Here is a 16,917-nt window from a genome sequence, read left to right on the forward strand (position 1 = left end):
GATACGGTGGATCGGCCAACGTCCATGTTGACTGACCTGGCGCTATCGCGAGCAGGCTCGCTCCCACAGGTTTCATTGCTTGACGTGAACGTCAACCTGACATTAGCTTAGCGCCAGCCCCTTTCGTTTCGAGCGCTTCCATGAGCAGCCAGACCTACAGCATCTCCGACCTCGCCCGGGAACTGGACATCACCACCCGAGCCATCCGTTTTTATGAAGAGCAAGGCCTGTTGAGTCCCGAGCGACGGGGTCAGGAACGTATCTATTCGCCGCGGGACAAGGTCAGCCTGAAACTGATCCTGCGGGGCAAGCGCATCGGTTTTTCCCTGGCCGAGTGCCGCGAGCTGATCGAGCTCTACGACCCTTCCAGCGGCAACCAGAAGCAACTGCACAGCATGCTGGCGAAAATCACCGAACGCCGGGAACAACTCGAACAGCAACTGCTGGACATCGAACAGATGAAGCTTGAACTCGATACCGCCGAAGAACGCTGCATCCAGGCGCTGGAGCAGACGCTCAAGGGGCAGGAAGCTGTATAGCTGTCACACCCATTGTGGGAGCGAGCCTGCTCGCGATAGCGGTGTAACCGCCAACATCAATGTTGCCTGACATACCGCTATCGCGAGCGGGCTCGCTCCCACATTGGATCGCCGTAGCCCCGATATATTTGGCAACCCATTAAAGGTCAAACCCCATGTCCCTCCCCTCCTTTGTACGCCTGATCGAAGTCGGCCCCCGCGACGGTCTGCAGAATGAAGCGCAACCCATCAGCGTCGCCGACAAGGTGCGCCTGGTGGATGCCCTGAGTGCCGCCGGCCTGGGTTACATCGAAGTCGGCAGCTTTGTCTCGCCCAAATGGGTGCCGCAGATGGCCGGTTCCGCCGAGGTGTTCGCGCAGATCCAGCGCAAACCCGGTGTCACCTATGGGGCCCTGGCGCCGAACCTGCGGGGGTTCGAAGACGCGCTGGCGGCCGGCGTGAAGGAAGTGGCGGTGTTCGCCGCCGCGTCCGAAGCGTTCTCCCAGCGCAACATCAATTGCTCCATCAAGGAAAGCCTGGAACGCTTCGTGCCGATCATCGAGGCCGCCAAGCGCAACGGCGTCAGCGTACGCGGCTACGTGTCCTGTGTGCTGGGCTGCCCTTACGAAGGCACCGTCAAGCCCGAGCAAGTGGCCTGGGTCGCGCGCGAGCTCTATGCAATGGGCTGTTACGAGGTGTCCCTGGGCGACACCATCGGCACCGGTACCGCCGGCGCCACGCGCAGGATGTTCGAAGTGGTTTCGGCGCAGGTACCTCGGGACAAGCTCGCCGGTCATTTCCACGACACCTACGGTCAGGCCATGGCCAACCTGTATGCCAGTCTGCTCGAAGGTATCGCGGTGTTCGACAGCTCCATCGCCGGCCTCGGCGGCTGCCCCTACGCCAAGGGTGCCAGCGGTAACGTCGCCACCGAAGACGTGCTGTACCTGCTCAATGGCCTGGGTATTGAAACCGGCGTCGACCTGGACGCGCTGATCGCTGCCGGTCGACAGATCTGTGACGTGCTCGGGCGCCCGACCGGTTCACGGGTCGCCAAGGCACGCAGCGCCCAATGACGTGTTACCGCCCCCCGTTGTAAGGAAGGTGAAACGAGTAACACGGAAACAATTTGTCAGATTCGCGCCGTCATGTTCTTCAACTGAAAAGTTCAACCTACTGATTTAAAAGGCTTTTTAAAAGTTGGCACGGCACCTGCTATCTCTCTGGCATAACAAGAATAAAAAAAGCGGCAAACCCAATAAAAACAAGACGAAACGACTCTGACATAACAAAAACAACACGGCAGAGACGCAGCTAACAGATTTTTTTGGAGAAGATGGGCTTTTCAGGGTGCTTCCAGGAGCAACCCGCAACCGGGCAGAGAACAATAAGACTACCTTCAGGTAGTACCCGAATCGGTTGGATCGCAAGGCGAAAAAGCAGATCAGCGCTCAAAAAAATACGTTTGCTCTTGATCCCGGATGGGGATCGCCAAAAACAGCGGTAAAGGGTCACGGCCACCAAAAACAACAATAGGCCGCCCCTCAATAATAAAAAAAGAGCACGACGACAAAATTAAAGGGGAGCCTCGGCTCCCCTTTGTGCTGTCTGGCGTTCGGCTTTTTTGTGGGAGCGAGCCTGCTCGCGATAGCGGTCTGTCAGCTGACAGAGATGTCGACTGACATGGCCTCATCGCGAGCAGGCTCGCTCCCACAGGTGTTGTGGCGAGTCTTATCGATCGCGCAATTCTTCGATGCTGATTTCGCGCATGCGGAATTTCTGGATCTTGCCGGTCACCGTCATCGGGAACTCCTCGACGAACTTGAAGTGACGTGGCGTCTTGAAGTGGGCGATGCGCGCCTTGCACCAGGCTTGCAACTCCTGCTCGGTAACGCTGTGCCCGGGATGGAACTTGATCCAGGCCACGATCTCTTCGCCGTAGCGCGAACAGGGAATGCCGATCACCTGCACATCGGCCACCGCCGGGTGGGTGAAGAAGAACTCTTCCAGCTCACGGGGGTAAATATTCTCACCGCCCCGGATGATCATGTCCTTGTTGCGCCCGACAATGCAGACGTAACCCTGCTCGTCCATGGTCGCCAGGTCACCGGTGTGCATCCAGCCGTCCGGGTCGATGGCCTCGGCCGTGCCCTTGGGGTTGTTCCAGTAACCGAGCATCACACTGTAGCCACGGGTATACAGCTCGCCGATGGTGCCACGGGGAACAATGTCGCCAGCCTCGTCGACAATTTTGCTTTCCAGTTGCGGCTGGGTGCGGCCGACAGTGGTAACGCGCAATTCCAGTTCGTCTGACGGACCGGTCTGTAATGACACCGGACTGGTTTCCGTCATGCCGTAGGCAATCTGCACTTCACTCATGTGCATCTCGTTGATCACCCGCCGCATCACTTCGATCGGGCAGGTCGAGCCGGCCATGATCCCGGTGCGCAGACTGGACAGGTCGAATTCGCCCCGCTGCGGTTGATCCAGCATGGCGATGAACATGGTCGGCACACCGTATAGCGCGGTGGCTTTTTCCTCGGCCACGGTGCTCAGGGTCAGCAGCGGATCAAAGGCGTCGTTGGGATAGATCATGGTACTGCCGTGGGTCATGCACCCCAGGTTGCCCATGACCATGCCGAAGCAATGGTAGAGCGGCACCGGGATCACCAGCCGGTCATCGGCGCTGAGTTCCAGGCTTTCGCCCACCATGTAGCCGTTGTTGAGAATGTTGCGGTGACTGAGGGTCGCGCCCTTGGGAAACCCGGTGGTGCCGGAAGTGTACTGGATGTTCACCGGTTGCTCGACCTGCAGGCTGGCCTGGCGTTCGGCCAACTGTGCAGGCGAAACCGCTACACCCAGGTCGGCCAGTTGCGACCAGGGTAAAAACCCTGACGGCGGCAGGGGATCGAGACTGATCACGCCCCGCAGGTCCGGCAAACGTTCGCAATGCAACTGGCCGATCGATTGTTCCGCCAGCTCCGGCGCGAGGGTCTGCACCATGGCGTGATAATCCGAGGTCTTGAACGACCCGGCGCACACCAGCCATTGGCACCCGGACTGCTTGAGCACGTACTCCAGCTCGGAGCTGCGGTAGGCCGGGTTGATATTGACCAGGATCACGCCGATCTTCGCGCTGGCGAACTGGCTGATGCACCACTGGGCGCAATTGGGGGCCCACACGCCGAGACGGTCACCGGTTTTCAGGCCCAACGCCAGCAAGGCGCGGGCGTGCAGATCGACCGCTTCGGCCAGTTGCCGCCAGGTGTAGCGCAGCGCTTGATGGCGAACCACCAGCGCCTCGCTATCGGGGTAGCGGGCCACGGTCTGGTCGAAAGCCTGGCCGATGGTCTGCGCCAACAAGGCTTTGGCTTGGGAGCCGTGGGTGTAGCTGAGCTGCGAATGCGAACCGGGTTGATCCATGACGCCCCCTCTTGTCTTTATTAGTGGGTTGCTACGCTTGGCTATGAACCGATGGGCTGAGCGAACAGCCGCATCTACTCTGGACCAAGTTGACGTTAACGTAAAGGTGATTGACAGCCATTTATCTCAGGCTTACGTTAACGTAAACCTGAGAGCGCTCCTCGCCCCTCTCCACACCCGATAAAAAAGCCAAAGGTGTCCCATGAGCTACCCATCCCTGAATTTTGCCCTCGGTGAAACCATCGACATGCTGCGCGACCAGGTACAGGCCTTCGTCAAGGCCGAGCTGGCGCCACGGGCAGCGCAGATCGACGTCGACAATCTGTTCCCCGCCGACATGTGGCGCAAATTCGGCGACATGGGCCTGCTGGGCATCACCGTGCCGGAAGAATACGGCGGCGCCGGCCTGGGCTACCTGGCCCACGTGGTGGCGATGGAGGAGATCAGCCGCGGTTCGGCCTCGGTCGCCCTCTCCTACGGCGCCCACTCCAACCTCTGCGTCAACCAGATCAACCGCAACGGCAACCACGAACAGAAAACCAGGTACCTGCCGAAGCTGATCAGCGGCGAACACATCGGCGCCCTCGCCATGAGCGAGCCGAACGCCGGTTCCGACGTGGTTTCCATGAAGCTGCGAGCCGACAAGCGCGGCGACCATTACGTGCTCAACGGCAGCAAGACCTGGATCACCAACGGCCCCGACGCCAACACCTATGTGATCTACGCCAAGACCGACCTGGAAAAAGGTCCCCACGGCATCACCGCGTTCATTGTCGAGCGCGACTGGAAAGGCTTCAGCCGCAGCAACAAGTTCGACAAGCTCGGCATGCGCGGCTCCAACACCTGTGAGTTGTTCTTCGATGACGTCGAAGTGCCGGAAGAGAACATCCTCGGTGTGCTCAATGGCGGCGTCCGAGTCCTGATGAGTGGCCTGGACTACGAACGCGTGGTGTTGTCCGGCGGTCCCACCGGGATCATGCAGGCTTGCATGGACCTGATCGTGCCCTACATCCACGACCGCAAGCAGTTCGGCCAGAGCATCGGCGAGTTCCAGCTGATCCAGGGCAAGGTGGCCGACATGTACACCCAGCTCAACGCCAGCCGCGCCTATCTATATGCGGTGGCCCAGGCCTGCGAGCGCGGCGAAACCGCCCGCAAGGACGCCGCCGGGGTGATCCTCTACACCGCCGAGCGCGCCACGCAAATGGCCCTCGACGCCATCCAGATCCTGGGTGGCAATGGCTACATCAACGAATTCCCGGCCGGACGTCTGTTGCGTGACGCCAAGCTGTACGAAATCGGGGCCGGCACCAGTGAGATCCGTCGGATGCTGATCGGTCGCGAACTGTTCAACGAAACCCGCTAACGGAGCTGACCATGGCCACGCTGCACACCCAGCTCAACCCACGTTCACCGGAGTTCATCGCCAACCGCGATGCCATGCTCGAACAGGTCGGGGCCTTGCGCACCCTGCTCGCTCACGTCCAACAAGGCGGTGGCGCCAAGGCCCAGGAGCGGCACACCTCACGGGGCAAGTTGCTGCCGCGCGAGCGCATCAACCGGTTGCTGGACCCCGGCTCGCCCTTCCTGGAGATCAGCCCGCTGGCGGCCTACGAGGTTTATGGCGAGGACGTCCCCGCTGCGGGAGTGATCGCCGGCATCGGTCGCGTGGAAGGCGTCGAATGCATGATTGTCGCCAACGACGCGACGGTCAAAGGGGGCTCCTATTACCCACTGACCGTGAAGAAACACCTGCGCGCCCAGACCATCGCCCAGCAGAATCGCCTGCCCTGCATTTACCTGGTGGATTCCGGTGGCGCCAACCTGCCGCGCCAGGACGAAGTATTCCCGGACCGCGAGCACTTCGGCCGGATCTTCTTCAACCAGGCCAACATGAGCGCCCAGGGTATCCCGCAACTGGCGGTGGTCATGGGCTCGTGCACGGCCGGGGGGGCATATGTGCCGGCGATGGCCGATGAAGCGATCATGGTCCGCGAACAGGCGACCATCTTCCTCGCCGGCCCACCGCTGGTAAAAGCCGCCACCGGCGAGGTGGTCAGCGCCGAGGATCTGGGCGGTGCCGATGTGCACTGCAAGATTTCCGGCGTGGCCGACCATTACGCCGACAACGACGAACATGCCCTGGCGCTGGCCCGTCGCAGCGTCGCCAACCTCAATTGGCGCAAGCTCGGTGAAGTGCAGACCCGCCCACCCATCGCCCCGCTGTATGCGAGCGACGAGCTGTACGGGGTGGTGCCGGCCGATGCCAAGCAGCCTTTCGATGTCCGGGAAGTGATTGCGCGTCTGGTGGATGGTTCGGTGTTCGATGAATTCAAGGCGTTGTTCGGCACCACACTGGTGTGCGGCTTTGCCCATCTGCACAGCTACCCCGTCGCGATCCTGGCGAACAACGGCATCCTGTTTGCCGAAGCCGCGCAGAAAGGCGCGCACTTCATCGAACTGGCCTGCCAGCGTGGCATCCCGTTGCTGTTCCTGCAGAACATCACCGGTTTCATGGTCGGACAGAAATACGAGGCCGGCGGCATCGCCAAACATGGTGCGAAACTGGTCACCGCCGTGGCCTGCGCCCGGGTGCCGAAGTTCACGGTCATCATCGGCGGCAGCTTCGGCGCGGGTAACTACGGCATGTGTGGACGGGCGTATGACCCGCGTTTCCTGTGGATGTGGCCAAATGCGCGGATTGGCGTGATGGGCGCCGAGCAGGCCGCCGGCGTGCTGGTGCAGGTCAAGCGCGAACAGGCCGAACGCAGCGGCCATCCGTTCAGCGCCGCCCAGGAAGCCGAGATCAAACAACCGATCCTCGACCAGTACGAAGAACAGGGCCACCCCTACTACTCCAGCGCGAGGCTGTGGGACGACGGCGTCATCGATCCGGCCCAGACCCGCGACGTATTGGGCCTGGCCCTGTCCGCGTCACTGAACGCACCTATTGAACCGAGCCGCTTCGGCGTGTTCCGGATGTAACCGGGGAATGCCCATGGACCACTTCAACACCCTCGAATTGCTGACCGACCCGCGCGGTGTCGCCACCCTGTGGTTGAGCCGCGAGTCGAAGAACAACGCGTTCAACGCCGAAATGATCCGCGAGCTGATTCTCGCGCTGGACCAGGTCAGCAGCGATCCAGGCGTGCGCTTCCTGCTGATCCGCGGCCGTGGCAAACACTTCAGCGCCGGCGCCGATCTGGCCTGGATGCAACAGTCGGCCGAGCTCGACTACCACACCAACCTCGACGACGCCCGGGAACTGGCGGAGCTGATGTACAACCTCGCCAAGCTGAAGATTCCTACGCTGGCAGTCGTCCAAGGCGCAGCGTTTGGTGGCGCACTGGGCCTGATCAGCGCCTGCGACATGGCCATTGGTGCCGATGACGCGCAGTTCTGCCTGTCGGAAGTACGCATTGGCCTGGCGCCGGCGGTGATCAGCCCGTTCGTGGTGCAGGCCATTGGCGAACGGGCCGCCCGACGTTATGCCCTCACTGCGGAACGTTTCGGCGGACAACGTGCGAAAGAAATAGGTTTGTTGTCGGAAAGTTACCCGCCCGAAACGCTGAACGATCAAGTCGGACAATGGATCGATAACCTGTTGCTCAACAGCCCGGCGGCCATGCGCGCCAGCAAGGAACTGCTGCGCGAAGTCGGCAACGGCGCCCTGACCCCGGCGCTGCGACGCTACACCGAGAATGCCATCGCCCGCATCCGCGTGAGCCCCGAAGGGCAGGAAGGCCTGCGTGCCTTCCTGCAAAAACGCCCGCCGAACTGGCAGGCCGAGCCGAACCTTGGCGGTTCTGAACCTGCCGCAGCGAAACATAAGGAGCCCCGTCGATGAGCGCCCCTGTCCTCACCACCGTGCTGGTGGCCAATCGCGGTGAAATCGCCTGTCGCGTGATGCGTACCGCCAAGGCCATGGGCCTGACCACCGTTGCGGTGCATAGCGCCACCGACCGCGACGCCCGTCACAGCCGTGAAGCTGACATCCGGGTCGACCTGGGTGGCAGCAAGGCGGCCGACAGCTACCTGCAAATCGACAAGCTGATCGCCGCCGCCCAGGCCAGCGGCGCCCAGGCCATCCACCCCGGCTACGGTTTTCTGTCGGAGAATGCCGGGTTCGCCCGGGCCATTGAAAACGCCGGGCTGATTTTCCTCGGCCCGCCCGCCTCGGCCATTGATGCCATGGGCAGCAAATCCGCAGCCAAGGCTTTGATGGAAACCGCCGGCGTGCCGCTGGTGCCCGGTTACCATGGCGAAGCCCAGGATCTGGAGACTTTCCGTGCCGCCGCCGAACGCATCGGTTATCCGGTGCTGCTCAAGGCCACTGCGGGTGGCGGCGGCAAGGGCATGAAAGTCGTCGAGGACGTCAGCCAACTGGCCGAAGCCCTGGCCTCGGCACAGCGTGAGGCGCAGTCGTCGTTCGGCGACTCGCGGATGCTGGTGGAAAAATACCTGCTCAAGCCACGTCACGTTGAGATCCAGGTATTCGCCGACCAGCACGGCCATTGCCTGTACCTCAACGAACGCGATTGTTCGATTCAGCGCCGTCACCAGAAAGTCGTGGAAGAAGCCCCCGCTCCGGGCCTGACCCCAGAGTTGCGGCGAGCAATGGGCGAGGCCGCCGTGCGCGCAGCCCAGGCGATTGGCTACGTCGGGGCCGGCACGGTGGAGTTTCTGCTGGACTCGCGGGGCGAGTTTTTCTTCATGGAAATGAACACCCGGTTGCAGGTCGAGCACCCGGTCACCGAAGCGATCACCGGACTGGACCTGGTGGCCTGGCAGATTCGCGTCGCCCAGGGCGAGCCATTGCCGATCACCCAGGAACAAGTCCCGCTGTTGGGCCATGCCATCGAAGTGCGGCTGTATGCCGAAGACCCGGCCAACGATTTCCTGCCGGCCACCGGACGCCTGGCGCTGTACCGCGAATCGGCCGCAGGACCGGGGCGTCGGGTCGACAGCGGCGTTGAGGAAGGCGATGAGATCTCGCCCTTCTACGACCCGATGCTCGGCAAGCTGATTGCCTGGGGCGAGGACCGTGAACAGGCGCGGTTGCGGCTGTTGAGCATGCTCGACGAGTTTGCCATCGGCGGGTTGAAAACCAACATCGGCTTCCTGCGTCGCATCATCGCTCACCCGGCTTTCGCCGCGGCGGAACTGGACACCGGTTTTATCCCACGTTACCAGGCGCAATTACTGCCAGAACCGGGCGAATTGGATGACGACTTCTGGTCCGCAGCCGCCCAGGGCTTCGCCTTGGGTCTGACGCCACAGGCACGTCCCGACGACGCCGGTTCCCCCTGGTCCGAGACCAGCGGCCTGCGCCTGGGGCTACCCAGGGAAACGACCCTGCATTTGAGCTGCGACGGCCAGGACCGGGCGCTGACACTGGACGTCCAGGCTGCAGCCGCCGAACTTCAGGGCGAATACCTGGTGATCGGACACAACGGCCTGCGCCGCAGCCACCGGGCCATTCGCCAGGGCGACAGCCTGTATCTGCACTGGCAGGGTGATCTGCGTCGCGTCGAGCGATACGACCCGCTCGCCGCCGCAGAAGCCAGCCACAGTCATCAGGGCGGCCTGACCGCCCCCATGAACGGCAGCATCGTGCGGGTGCTGGTGAGCCCCGGCCAAACGGTGGAGGCAGGCACGCAACTGGTGGTCCTGGAAGCCATGAAAATGGAGCACAGCATTCGTGCGCCCAAGACGGGTGTGATCAAGGCGCTGTATTGCCAGGAAGGGGAAATGGTCAGCGAGGGCAGCGCACTGGTGGCATTCGAGGAATAGGTATCGGCCCGTCCAGGGGCCGATCCGGTCAGAACCTGATGGTGGCCTGCACCACCACACCGATGATGCGGCATTGCTCGGTGTACAAGGTTTTCGGGTAAGTCGGATTGAGCGGAACCAGGTACTGCTGCCCGCTCTCTTCGATCAGTTTGCGAAAGGTTGCGTCGCTGCTGCCCGGCAACTGGGCAACCACCAGCTTGCCGGGCTCTGCCTCGATGGCCGGGTCCACCAGGATCGACATGCCTTCGGGAATGCTCAACCCGGACGGCGCGGTCATCGCATCGCCCATCACCACCAGCCAGAACGCGTCCCCTTGGGCGTGATAATCCGTCAGCTCGTAACGCGCCTGGCGATAGCGCTCGGGATCGACCTCGCGGATTTCGCCAACGTCGTGCCAGTCACTCACCGGATAGCGGAAGTACGGGTTGTACTTCTGCGCCAGGGTCATGCCCTCTTCGGTCGAGGTGTCCGGCTCGCGGATCACCATCGCCACTTCGAGAAACTCCATCCCCAATTCCTGCAGGACCCGGTTCATGTCTTCGACACTGGGCTGCCGGCGCTTGGTCAGCCAGTGGCCGACGCCGCCCTGCGACATTCCCAGACGTTCTGCGAGCACCACTTGCGTGACGCGCAGCTCCTTCATTTTGGCCTTGACCAACTCTATCCATTTATCCATGAGCGGCACGATACGTGGAGGACTCCGACCAGCAAAACACATATTGTAGTATTTAAATTGTCGTCACAATTACGATGCGTACTATTCTGAATTGAGGATTTCAGCCCACCACGGAGAACTTCGACACCATGGACACCTTCAACAAAGACGAGCCCACCCGCCCCTTGAACACCCCGTTCCCCTCGCTACAGGATTGCCCGGCCGCCCAAAGGGCCCTGGACTATTACTTGAAACCGGGTGTTTCAGATGAACAGGAACACCGTTTCTTCGACGTGAATCGCAATATCAATGGCGAAGAAGCCCTGGTTCACGCTTGCGACCTGCTGCGCTGTGCAGCAGCCACCGCCCACGAGTCCGCCAACCGGCTGCAGGGCTCGAGCCGGGACCTGGCATTTTCGGTGGTGCACATGATTGATCTGGCGAAAGTCATGCTTGACCGCTCCCTGGACGGCTACCCCACCCGTTAAGCAGCGTAGAGCACGGCACCGCTGATGCGGCCGTCAGGAAATATTTTCCAATCTGCGCAATAAAAACATTTGACTTGCAAATGATAATGATTATTATTGCATCAACTGGTCGCGAGATCAGTCGATAGTCCAGAAGACCTTAGGTCGGACTTCTGGAGTATCTCCTCATCAGGCTAATCACGGTTTTTGACCCGGCACTTTGCCGGGTCTTTTTTTGTCGTTTTTTCGGCGTTGGGCTTCAGATTAATGAAGTCCTTGATGGGGTGTCATTGATTCGGTGGCGGCGACAATTGTCCGTTTAGCAAAACCCTGCCCTACCGGCAGAAACTACCGACAGCCAGCACTTGAGAATCGGATGCGGACTCTCTAAGCTGCTTCTGCGTCCAGGGAGGACGCCCCCTGTTTGTGACGCAAATCGTCCCGACTTTTCCTTTCTTGCGTGTAAAGTAACGGCCATGGAAATCTTCTCAAGGAATCGTGACCGTGGCTAAATCGTCTTTTGATATCAGCGCCAATTTCGACAGCGGCAATATCCAGGTCGTGGACATCAGCAACCCGTTGCAATCGCTGCTGAAAATCCGTCCCGACACCCGCAGCGCCCACTTCCAGTGGTTTCACTTCAAGGCCAGCGGCCTGCACGTCGGCCAGGAATATTCCTTCCGCCTGCTCAACGCCAGTCAATCGTCCTATAACAAGGCCTGGACGGGTTACCAGACCGTCGCCTCCTACGATCACGTCAACTGGTTCCGCGTTCCCACTCAATTCGAAGGCGACTCCCTGCGTTTTTACCTGGAAGCCGAACAGCCTCACGCCTGGTTTGCCTATTTTGAGCCCTACAGCCGTGGCCGCCATGACTGGCTGATCGAGCAGGCGCAGCACAAGGCCGGAACCGAGCTGCTGGCCACCGGTAAAAGCGTCGAGGGACGTGATATCCAGTTACTGCGCAAGGGCAGCGGTGCCGAGGGCCGACGCAAGGTCTGGATCATCGCCCAGCAGCACCCCGGCGAGCACATGGCCGAGTGGTTCATGGAGGGCGTGATCGAACGTCTGCAGGATCAGCACGACGCCCAACTGAACCGGCTGCTGGCCAAGGCCGACCTGTATCTGGTGCCGAACATGAACCCGGACGGCGCATTCCATGGGCATCTGCGTACCAACGCCATGGGCCAGGACCTCAATCGTGCCTGGCAGGACGCAAGCCCGGAAATCAGCCCCGAGGTATTTTTCGTACAACAGCAAATGGAAAAGTACGGCGTCGATCTGTTCCTCGATGTTCATGGTGATGAGGAAATCCCCCATGTATTCACGGCTGGTTGCGAAGGCAACCCCGGCTATACGCCACGCATTGCCAAGCTCGAAGAACGCTTTCGCAGCCACCTCAAGCACCAGACCAAAGACTTCCAGACCACTCACGGTTACACCCGGGACGAACCGGGCCAAGCGAACATGACCTTGGCCTGCAACGCCGTCGGCCAGACATATGACTGCCTTTCCCTGACCCTGGAAATGCCCTTCAAGGACCACGACGACCACCCGAACCCGCAGACCGGCTGGTCCGGCAAGCGCTCGATGCAACTGGGTAAGGATGTGCTGAGCACGGTGGCGGATATGGTCGATGAATTGCGCTGATCCAGCGACCTGATCATCAATCTGTGTGAGAGTCTGTAGGAGCTGGCGAAGCCTGCGATTCTTTGATCTTGATCTTTCTCTCTGGACTCAACTGCCAGGGGAAAGATCGCAGCTTCGTTGCACTCGGCAGCTCCTACAGGGGCCGGCAGGACTCAAGCTCGGTCTCGACCGCGCAACATGCTGTCCAATACCTCATCCCGCCGCACCCAGCCGTGAAACAGTGCCGCCGCCAGATGCACCAGCACGGTCAGGAACAGCAGGTAGGCCAGGTACCCGTGGGCCTTGCGTAGCAGCGCAAACGTCCGTGCATCCGCCGGCAGGATCGAGGGTAGTTGCAGCGCGCTGCTGAGCATCACCGGGTCCCCCGCCGCCGAGATCATCGCCCAACCCAACAGCGGCAAGACCAGCATCAACACGTACAACAGGACATGGGAGGCCTTCGCTGCCAGCACCTGCCAGCCCGGCAGATCCGTCGGCAGTGCCGGTGGGCGCGTGGTAAAGCGCACCGCCAGGCGCACGATCACCAGCAACAGAATCGCAATGCCCAGGGGCTTGTGCAATTGGAGCAGCCACTCGTGACGCTCGGACACCGAGGCCACCATGCCCGCGCCGATGAACAGCATGGCGATGATCATCAAGGCCATCAGCCAATGCAGCAGTCGGGCCAGTGGTGCGAAGTGACGGGGGGCGCTCATGGGCGGGACTCCTGGGTGGCGGGCAACTGGCTCACTTCGCTGGTACGTCGCAGATAGGAACTGGCATACGCGGCGGAACGTGCGGCCAGCAGCGGGTCTTCGGAACCTTCGATACCGCTGGGCAGGATCAGCGGGTCATAGTTGATGTCACGGCATTCGCCGTTGTCTTGCGCCTGGGTACTCTCCAGCACCAGCGTGCCGGCATTGAGCACCTTGCGATCGGTGGGCCAGGCCTTGCTGGCGTCATTCACCGGATCGCCAGGATTGGCCAGGGTGATGTTCAACCGCCAGCGCAACGGCCCGACGGCGAGACGCTGGGTCAGGTCCTGCTCGAGGAAATCGGCGCCCTGGGCGGGCGTCGCATCCGCCGCGTCCGCGGTCAGCGGGACCACGCCCCAGCGCACCGCCTGACGTTGCCCGGCCGGATTGACCAGATAAAACGCATTGATGCCGTTGTAGGTTTCGGTGGCATAGCTGGCCGACGGCTTGGCGGTCTTGATCCATTGCAGGAACGGCACGGTTTCCGGGTGAGCGGCAAAGAACGCCGGCACCGCTGTCGGGTTTGGTTTCCCCGTGACGGGATCCGGTGACTGGGCCTGCTGAAACTGGTAGAACGCCTCAGGCGTGCCCACCGGGAACACCGGCATGCTGTTCATGCCGGTACGCCATTGCTGGCCGTTGGCCTGGGTGAAGCGCAGCGCCAGGCTGCGGATCGGTACGCTGCCGTCCGGCGCGTAAGGGTTACCGCTGGGCAAGGCAAAACGCCCGACGACAGGTGTTCGTGCGTCGACGAACACCTGGGCACTGGAATAGACACGCGCCTCGCCGCTGCTTTCGAAATAACCGGCGACACAGACTCCCTTCGAGTGATTGCGCCGGAAGCCCGGATGAACGCCATTGTTCTTTTCCAGCACATTGACCAGTGCTTTGGGCGTCAGGCGTTGTGGGTCAAGGCTGCCATTGACGTAGGCAAACGCCCCGGCCAGTGCGGCAACAATCACCGCAATGCCACCCAGGCGCAGTGTCAGGCTGGCGGCACTCAGCGGCGGCCGACCCGACGCGGGGCCAGGTGAAGAAGAAGGGTCAACCATGACGAAGCTCCAAGGCTCAAGGCCATTTGAGGAAAGGACCCGTCAGACGAAGGCCCGATGGTTTTATTCCCATGCCTCGTATTTATTTTTCCTGCGCTGGAATAATCTCGTTCGGGGACCGTCTTTCCAGTCTCACTCAGCGACGGCTCACCGGACGCCAAACGCCCATGAACGAACTCGACGACCAGTTGCGCCTGCTCATCCCCCGGCTACGGCGATTTGCCGTGTCGCTGACGCGCAATCCGAGCAATGCCGACGACCTGGTGCAGACGTGCCTGGAGCGGGCGCTGTCCAAATGGAACGACAAGCGTGCGGACGGTGATCTGCGCGCCTGGCTGTTTTCCATCCTTTACCGGCAATTTCTCGATGCCCACCGCCGTTCCCGACGCTATGCCCGCATGCTGGAGTTTTTCACCGGCCGCGACGAGACGCACCCCTCGGCCGAGCGCAGCGTGATCGCCCAGTCGTCCCTCCAGGCTTTCGACCAACTCACCACCGAGCAGCGAGCCCTGTTGCTGTGGGTGTCGGTGGAAGGCTTGAGCTACCAGCAAGTCGCCGACATCCTCGGCGTACCGACCGGCACCGTGATGTCACGCCTGTCTCGCGCCCGCCAGGCTTTGCGCCAACTCAGCGAAGGCGAAATCACCCGCCCCACCCTGCGGATACTCAAATGATCAGCATGCCCCCCAGCGACCGTGACCTGCACGCCTACGTCGATCGCCAATTGAGCGAAGCCGACCAGCACCTGATGGACACCTACCTCGGCAGCCACCCCGACGTCGCCGCCCGGGTCCGGGCCTGGCAACAGGACGCGCTGCGCCTGCGCACCGCCCTGAGTGGCGCCTTGCAGCAACCGGCCAATCCGGATCTCGACCCGGCGTTGATCCGCCAACGGCTGAAACAGCGATCACGCCGACACCTGGCCAGCGCCGCGATGCTGTTGCTGGCCGTCAGCGTGGGGGGGGTCGGTGGCTGGCAGGCCCGTCAAATGACCCTCCTCAGCGCCGCCCAACCCATGGCCGACGCCCTACAGGCCTATCGGCTGTTTGCCCAGCAAGGCATCCTGCCGGCGGATTACCAGAGCGGTGACGAAAGCAGCATGCAAGGCTGGCTCGACCGTTACTTCAGCCACGTCAATCGCCTGCCGGATCTTTCCGGTGCCGGCTTCAAACCGGTCAGCGGCCGGTTGCTCAGCACCGAGCAAGGCGCGGCGGCGATGATCGTCTACCAGGACGAAAGCGGTCAGAAGATCAGCTTCTACGTGCGTCCACCGGGCCCCAGGAATTTCCTGCTGCCCCGTGGCAGCCGGCGCGACGGCGAACTGCAGGCCGAATACTGGTCCGGGCCGGGGTACAACTATGCGGTGGTCATCCCCAGTGACATGCCGGCTGCCCAAAAGCTCAAGCAGACCCTGGACTTCTGACTACCACCGCCCTCCCCTGTGGGAGCGAGCCTGCTCGCGATGGCGGTGGATCAGTCAACACCTTGCTGACTGACCTACCGCCATCGCGAGCAGGCTCGCTCCCACAAGGGATACGGGATATTTTCAGCCCTGCCCAAACACCTGCGAAGGCCGGCGCAGCAGCGGGTCGAACGGGTTGATCCGTGGGCCGATCAGGGCCGCCTCGCGCTTGAGCATCTCCACCACCGTCGGCAGGCGATCCGGGCCCAGGCGGTCGCTGATGGTCGCCACGCTCAAGGCCGCCACGGCACGGCCGCCGCGATCCAGGATCGGCACCGCCACCCCCGCCATCCCCTGCAACACGCCGGTGTTGCGTCCGGCGTAGCCCAGGCTGCGCACGTTCTCCACCTCCGAGCGCAGGAACACTTCGTCGTACAGATGAAAATCCTTGAGCCGCGGCAGGTTGTAATGAATCACCGTGTCGCGCTCCTCTTCCGACAGGAACGCCAGGATCGCCAGGCTGCCCTGCCCCACGCCCAACGCCACTCGCCCGCCAATGTCACCGGTAAAGGTGCGGATCGGGAACGGCCCTTCGCTGCGGTCCAGGCAGATCGCATCGAAGCCGCTGCGCGCCAGCAGGAACAACGAGTCCCCCAGGGACGCCGACAGCCGCAGCATGGCCGGTCGCGCCAGTTCACGCAGGTTGCCGGTGTTCCCGGCGCGGGCGGCCAGGGCAAAGAAGTCCAGGCTCAGGCGATAGCGTTTGCTGCGCCCATCCTGCTCGACCATGCCCTCGTCCATCAGGCTGCGCAGCAGGCGATGGGTGGTCGGCTGGGACAGGCCGATGCGCTGGGCCAGTTGCGTCACCCGCTCCCCGTCTTCGGCAGTGTCGCCCAGGCTGCGCAACACGGCGAACAACCGGGAGACGGCGCCAACCCCGACTTCGTTTTTTTCAATATTCCGATCAGTGAAATCAACCATTCAATTTTCTACTCATCAATTCACTGACCGAATGAAACTGAAAATAGTCATCGCCTCAGTGAAATAGGCCATTGAGCCCATCCTATTCTTCGTCCTACTCTGCGTCCATACAGGGGCGATTCGAACAACAGCGGCAGCCGATCCAGATCGAGCGCCAACGCACCGACTGTTCTGCTTCACCCCTTCGTATCTGCCCTTACAAAAAAGCGCGCCTCACGGCGATGCATAACAATTTCAGGTGG

Annotated in this window: 15 protein-coding genes; 10 read left to right on the forward strand and 5 right to left on the reverse strand. The window is 61.7% G+C overall.

The genetic code is table 11. The features are described from left to right. Positions 1-140: 140 nt before the first annotated feature. Together LOY67_RS17895 and LOY67_RS17900 are read left to right on the forward strand one after the other, a co-directional pair. Positions 141-539: a MerR family transcriptional regulator gene (locus LOY67_RS17895; RefSeq protein ID WP_024779786.1), complete on the forward strand. Its 399-nt coding sequence runs from the start codon at positions 141-143 to the stop codon at positions 537-539. Positions 540-694: 155 nt separating this feature from the next. Further along, a complete protein-coding gene (locus LOY67_RS17900) occupies positions 695-1,594 on the forward strand; it encodes a hydroxymethylglutaryl-CoA lyase (RefSeq protein WP_265063761.1) in 900 nt (299 codons plus the stop codon). Between the two features lie 655 nt (positions 1,595-2,249). Here the strand turns inward: LOY67_RS17900 and LOY67_RS17905 are convergent. Further along, positions 2,250-3,941 (reverse strand): AMP-binding protein, encoded by a 1,692-nt coding sequence (locus tag LOY67_RS17905; protein ID WP_265063762.1) that lies wholly within the window; start codon positions 3,939-3,941, stop codon positions 2,250-2,252. Between the two features lie 202 nt (positions 3,942-4,143). On the opposite strand from LOY67_RS17905, the gene LOY67_RS17910 reads away from it, so the two are divergent. Genes LOY67_RS17910 through LOY67_RS17925 form a run of 4 tightly spaced genes read left to right on the forward strand, consistent with a single transcriptional unit; the run spans position 4,144 to position 9,734 of the window. Next, entirely contained in the window at positions 4,144-5,307 is a 1,164-nt protein-coding gene (locus LOY67_RS17910) for an isovaleryl-CoA dehydrogenase (RefSeq protein WP_265063763.1), read from the forward strand. An 11-nt stretch (positions 5,308-5,318) separates the two neighbouring features. Next, the gene (locus LOY67_RS17915; RefSeq protein ID WP_265063764.1) at positions 5,319-6,926 is read left to right on the forward strand and encodes a carboxyl transferase domain-containing protein; all 1,608 of its coding nucleotides are present in this window, start codon (positions 5,319-5,321) and stop codon (positions 6,924-6,926) included. A gap of 13 nt (positions 6,927-6,939) precedes the next feature. Beyond that, a complete protein-coding gene (locus LOY67_RS17920; RefSeq protein WP_265063765.1) occupies positions 6,940-7,788 on the forward strand; it encodes a gamma-carboxygeranoyl-CoA hydratase in 849 nt (282 codons plus the stop codon). Then, positions 7,785-9,734: an acetyl/propionyl/methylcrotonyl-CoA carboxylase subunit alpha gene (locus tag LOY67_RS17925; protein ID WP_265063766.1), complete on the forward strand. Its 1,950-nt coding sequence runs from the start codon at positions 7,785-7,787 to the stop codon at positions 9,732-9,734. The genes LOY67_RS17920 and LOY67_RS17925 overlap by 4 nt, the downstream gene beginning before the upstream one ends. Before the next feature lie 28 nt (positions 9,735-9,762). Here LOY67_RS17925 and LOY67_RS17930 read toward each other — a convergent pair whose 3' ends face one another. Continuing rightward, the gene (locus LOY67_RS17930) at positions 9,763-10,410 is read right to left on the reverse strand and encodes a LexA family protein (protein ID WP_265063767.1); all 648 of its coding nucleotides are present in this window, start codon (positions 10,408-10,410) and stop codon (positions 9,763-9,765) included. Positions 10,411-10,538: 128 nt separating this feature from the next. On the opposite strand from LOY67_RS17930, the gene LOY67_RS17935 reads away from it, so the two are divergent. Both LOY67_RS17935 and LOY67_RS17940 read left to right on the forward strand, forming a co-directional pair. Beyond that, on the forward strand, positions 10,539-10,877 hold the full coding sequence (locus tag LOY67_RS17935) for a DUF6124 family protein (protein WP_265063768.1): 339 nt from the start codon (positions 10,539-10,541) through the stop codon (positions 10,875-10,877). A 477-nt stretch (positions 10,878-11,354) separates the two neighbouring features. Next, the gene (locus LOY67_RS17940; RefSeq protein ID WP_265063769.1) at positions 11,355-12,506 is read left to right on the forward strand and encodes a M14-type cytosolic carboxypeptidase; all 1,152 of its coding nucleotides are present in this window, start codon (positions 11,355-11,357) and stop codon (positions 12,504-12,506) included. 152 nt (positions 12,507-12,658) lie between these two features. Here the strand turns inward: LOY67_RS17940 and LOY67_RS17945 are convergent, their stop codons facing one another. Both LOY67_RS17945 and LOY67_RS17950 read right to left on the reverse strand, forming a co-directional pair. Beyond that, positions 12,659-13,201 carry a cytochrome b gene (locus tag LOY67_RS17945; RefSeq protein ID WP_265063770.1) on the reverse strand — a complete coding sequence of 181 codons (543 nt, stop codon included), beginning with the start codon at positions 13,199-13,201 and terminating at the stop codon, positions 12,659-12,661. Beyond that, on the reverse strand, positions 13,198-14,292 hold the full coding sequence (locus LOY67_RS17950) for a catalase family peroxidase (protein ID WP_265063771.1): 1,095 nt from the start codon (positions 14,290-14,292) through the stop codon (positions 13,198-13,200). The genes LOY67_RS17945 and LOY67_RS17950 overlap by 4 nt, the downstream gene beginning before the upstream one ends. 167 nt (positions 14,293-14,459) lie before the next feature. On the opposite strand from LOY67_RS17950, the gene LOY67_RS17955 reads away from it, so the two are divergent. Continuing rightward, positions 14,460-14,966 (forward strand): sigma-70 family RNA polymerase sigma factor, encoded by a 507-nt coding sequence (locus tag LOY67_RS17955; protein ID WP_265063772.1) that lies wholly within the window; start codon positions 14,460-14,462, stop codon positions 14,964-14,966. Further along, positions 14,963-15,715 (forward strand): anti-sigma factor family protein, encoded by a 753-nt coding sequence (locus LOY67_RS17960; RefSeq protein ID WP_265063773.1) that lies wholly within the window; start codon positions 14,963-14,965, stop codon positions 15,713-15,715. The genes LOY67_RS17955 and LOY67_RS17960 overlap by 4 nt, the downstream gene beginning before the upstream one ends. 123 nt (positions 15,716-15,838) lie before the next feature. On the opposite strand, the gene LOY67_RS17965 is transcribed toward LOY67_RS17960, so the two are convergent. After that, positions 15,839-16,675 carry an IclR family transcriptional regulator gene (locus tag LOY67_RS17965; RefSeq protein WP_265063774.1) on the reverse strand — a complete coding sequence of 279 codons (837 nt, stop codon included), beginning with the start codon at positions 16,673-16,675 and terminating at the stop codon, positions 15,839-15,841. Positions 16,676-16,917 lie beyond the last annotated feature (242 nt).

The organism is Pseudomonas sp. B21-056 (assembly GCF_026016325.1).
GTDB lineage: Bacteria > Pseudomonadota > Gammaproteobacteria > Pseudomonadales > Pseudomonadaceae > Aquipseudomonas.

Bases quoted from the DNA above. Each gene is read 5' to 3' on its own strand.
- LOY67_RS17950 (WP_265063771.1), bottom strand. From the start codon at position 14,292: ATGGTTGACCCTTCTTCTTCACCTGGCCCCGCGTCGGGTCGGCCGCCG.
- LOY67_RS17930 (WP_265063767.1), bottom strand. From the start codon at position 10,410: ATGGATAAATGGATAGAGTTGGTCAAGGCCAAAATGAAGGAGCTGCGC.
- LOY67_RS17955 (WP_265063772.1), top strand. From the start codon at position 14,460: ATGAACGAACTCGACGACCAGTTGCGCCTGCTCATCCCCCGGCTACGG.
- LOY67_RS17895 (WP_024779786.1), top strand. From the start codon at position 141: ATGAGCAGCCAGACCTACAGCATCTCCGACCTCGCCCGGGAACTGGAC.
- LOY67_RS17960 (WP_265063773.1), top strand. From the start codon at position 14,963: ATGATCAGCATGCCCCCCAGCGACCGTGACCTGCACGCCTACGTCGAT.
- LOY67_RS17965 (WP_265063774.1), bottom strand. From the start codon at position 16,675: ATGGTTGATTTCACTGATCGGAATATTGAAAAAAACGAAGTCGGGGTT.
- LOY67_RS17900 (WP_265063761.1), top strand. From the start codon at position 695: ATGTCCCTCCCCTCCTTTGTACGCCTGATCGAAGTCGGCCCCCGCGAC.
- LOY67_RS17945 (WP_265063770.1), bottom strand. From the start codon at position 13,201: ATGAGCGCCCCCCGTCACTTCGCACCACTGGCCCGACTGCTGCATTGG.
- LOY67_RS17915 (WP_265063764.1), top strand. From the start codon at position 5,319: ATGGCCACGCTGCACACCCAGCTCAACCCACGTTCACCGGAGTTCATC.
- LOY67_RS17910 (WP_265063763.1), top strand. From the start codon at position 4,144: ATGAGCTACCCATCCCTGAATTTTGCCCTCGGTGAAACCATCGACATG.
- LOY67_RS17935 (WP_265063768.1), top strand. From the start codon at position 10,539: ATGGACACCTTCAACAAAGACGAGCCCACCCGCCCCTTGAACACCCCG.
- LOY67_RS17905 (WP_265063762.1), bottom strand. From the start codon at position 3,941: ATGGATCAACCCGGTTCGCATTCGCAGCTCAGCTACACCCACGGCTCC.
- LOY67_RS17925 (WP_265063766.1), top strand. From the start codon at position 7,785: ATGAGCGCCCCTGTCCTCACCACCGTGCTGGTGGCCAATCGCGGTGAA.
- LOY67_RS17920 (WP_265063765.1), top strand. From the start codon at position 6,940: ATGGACCACTTCAACACCCTCGAATTGCTGACCGACCCGCGCGGTGTC.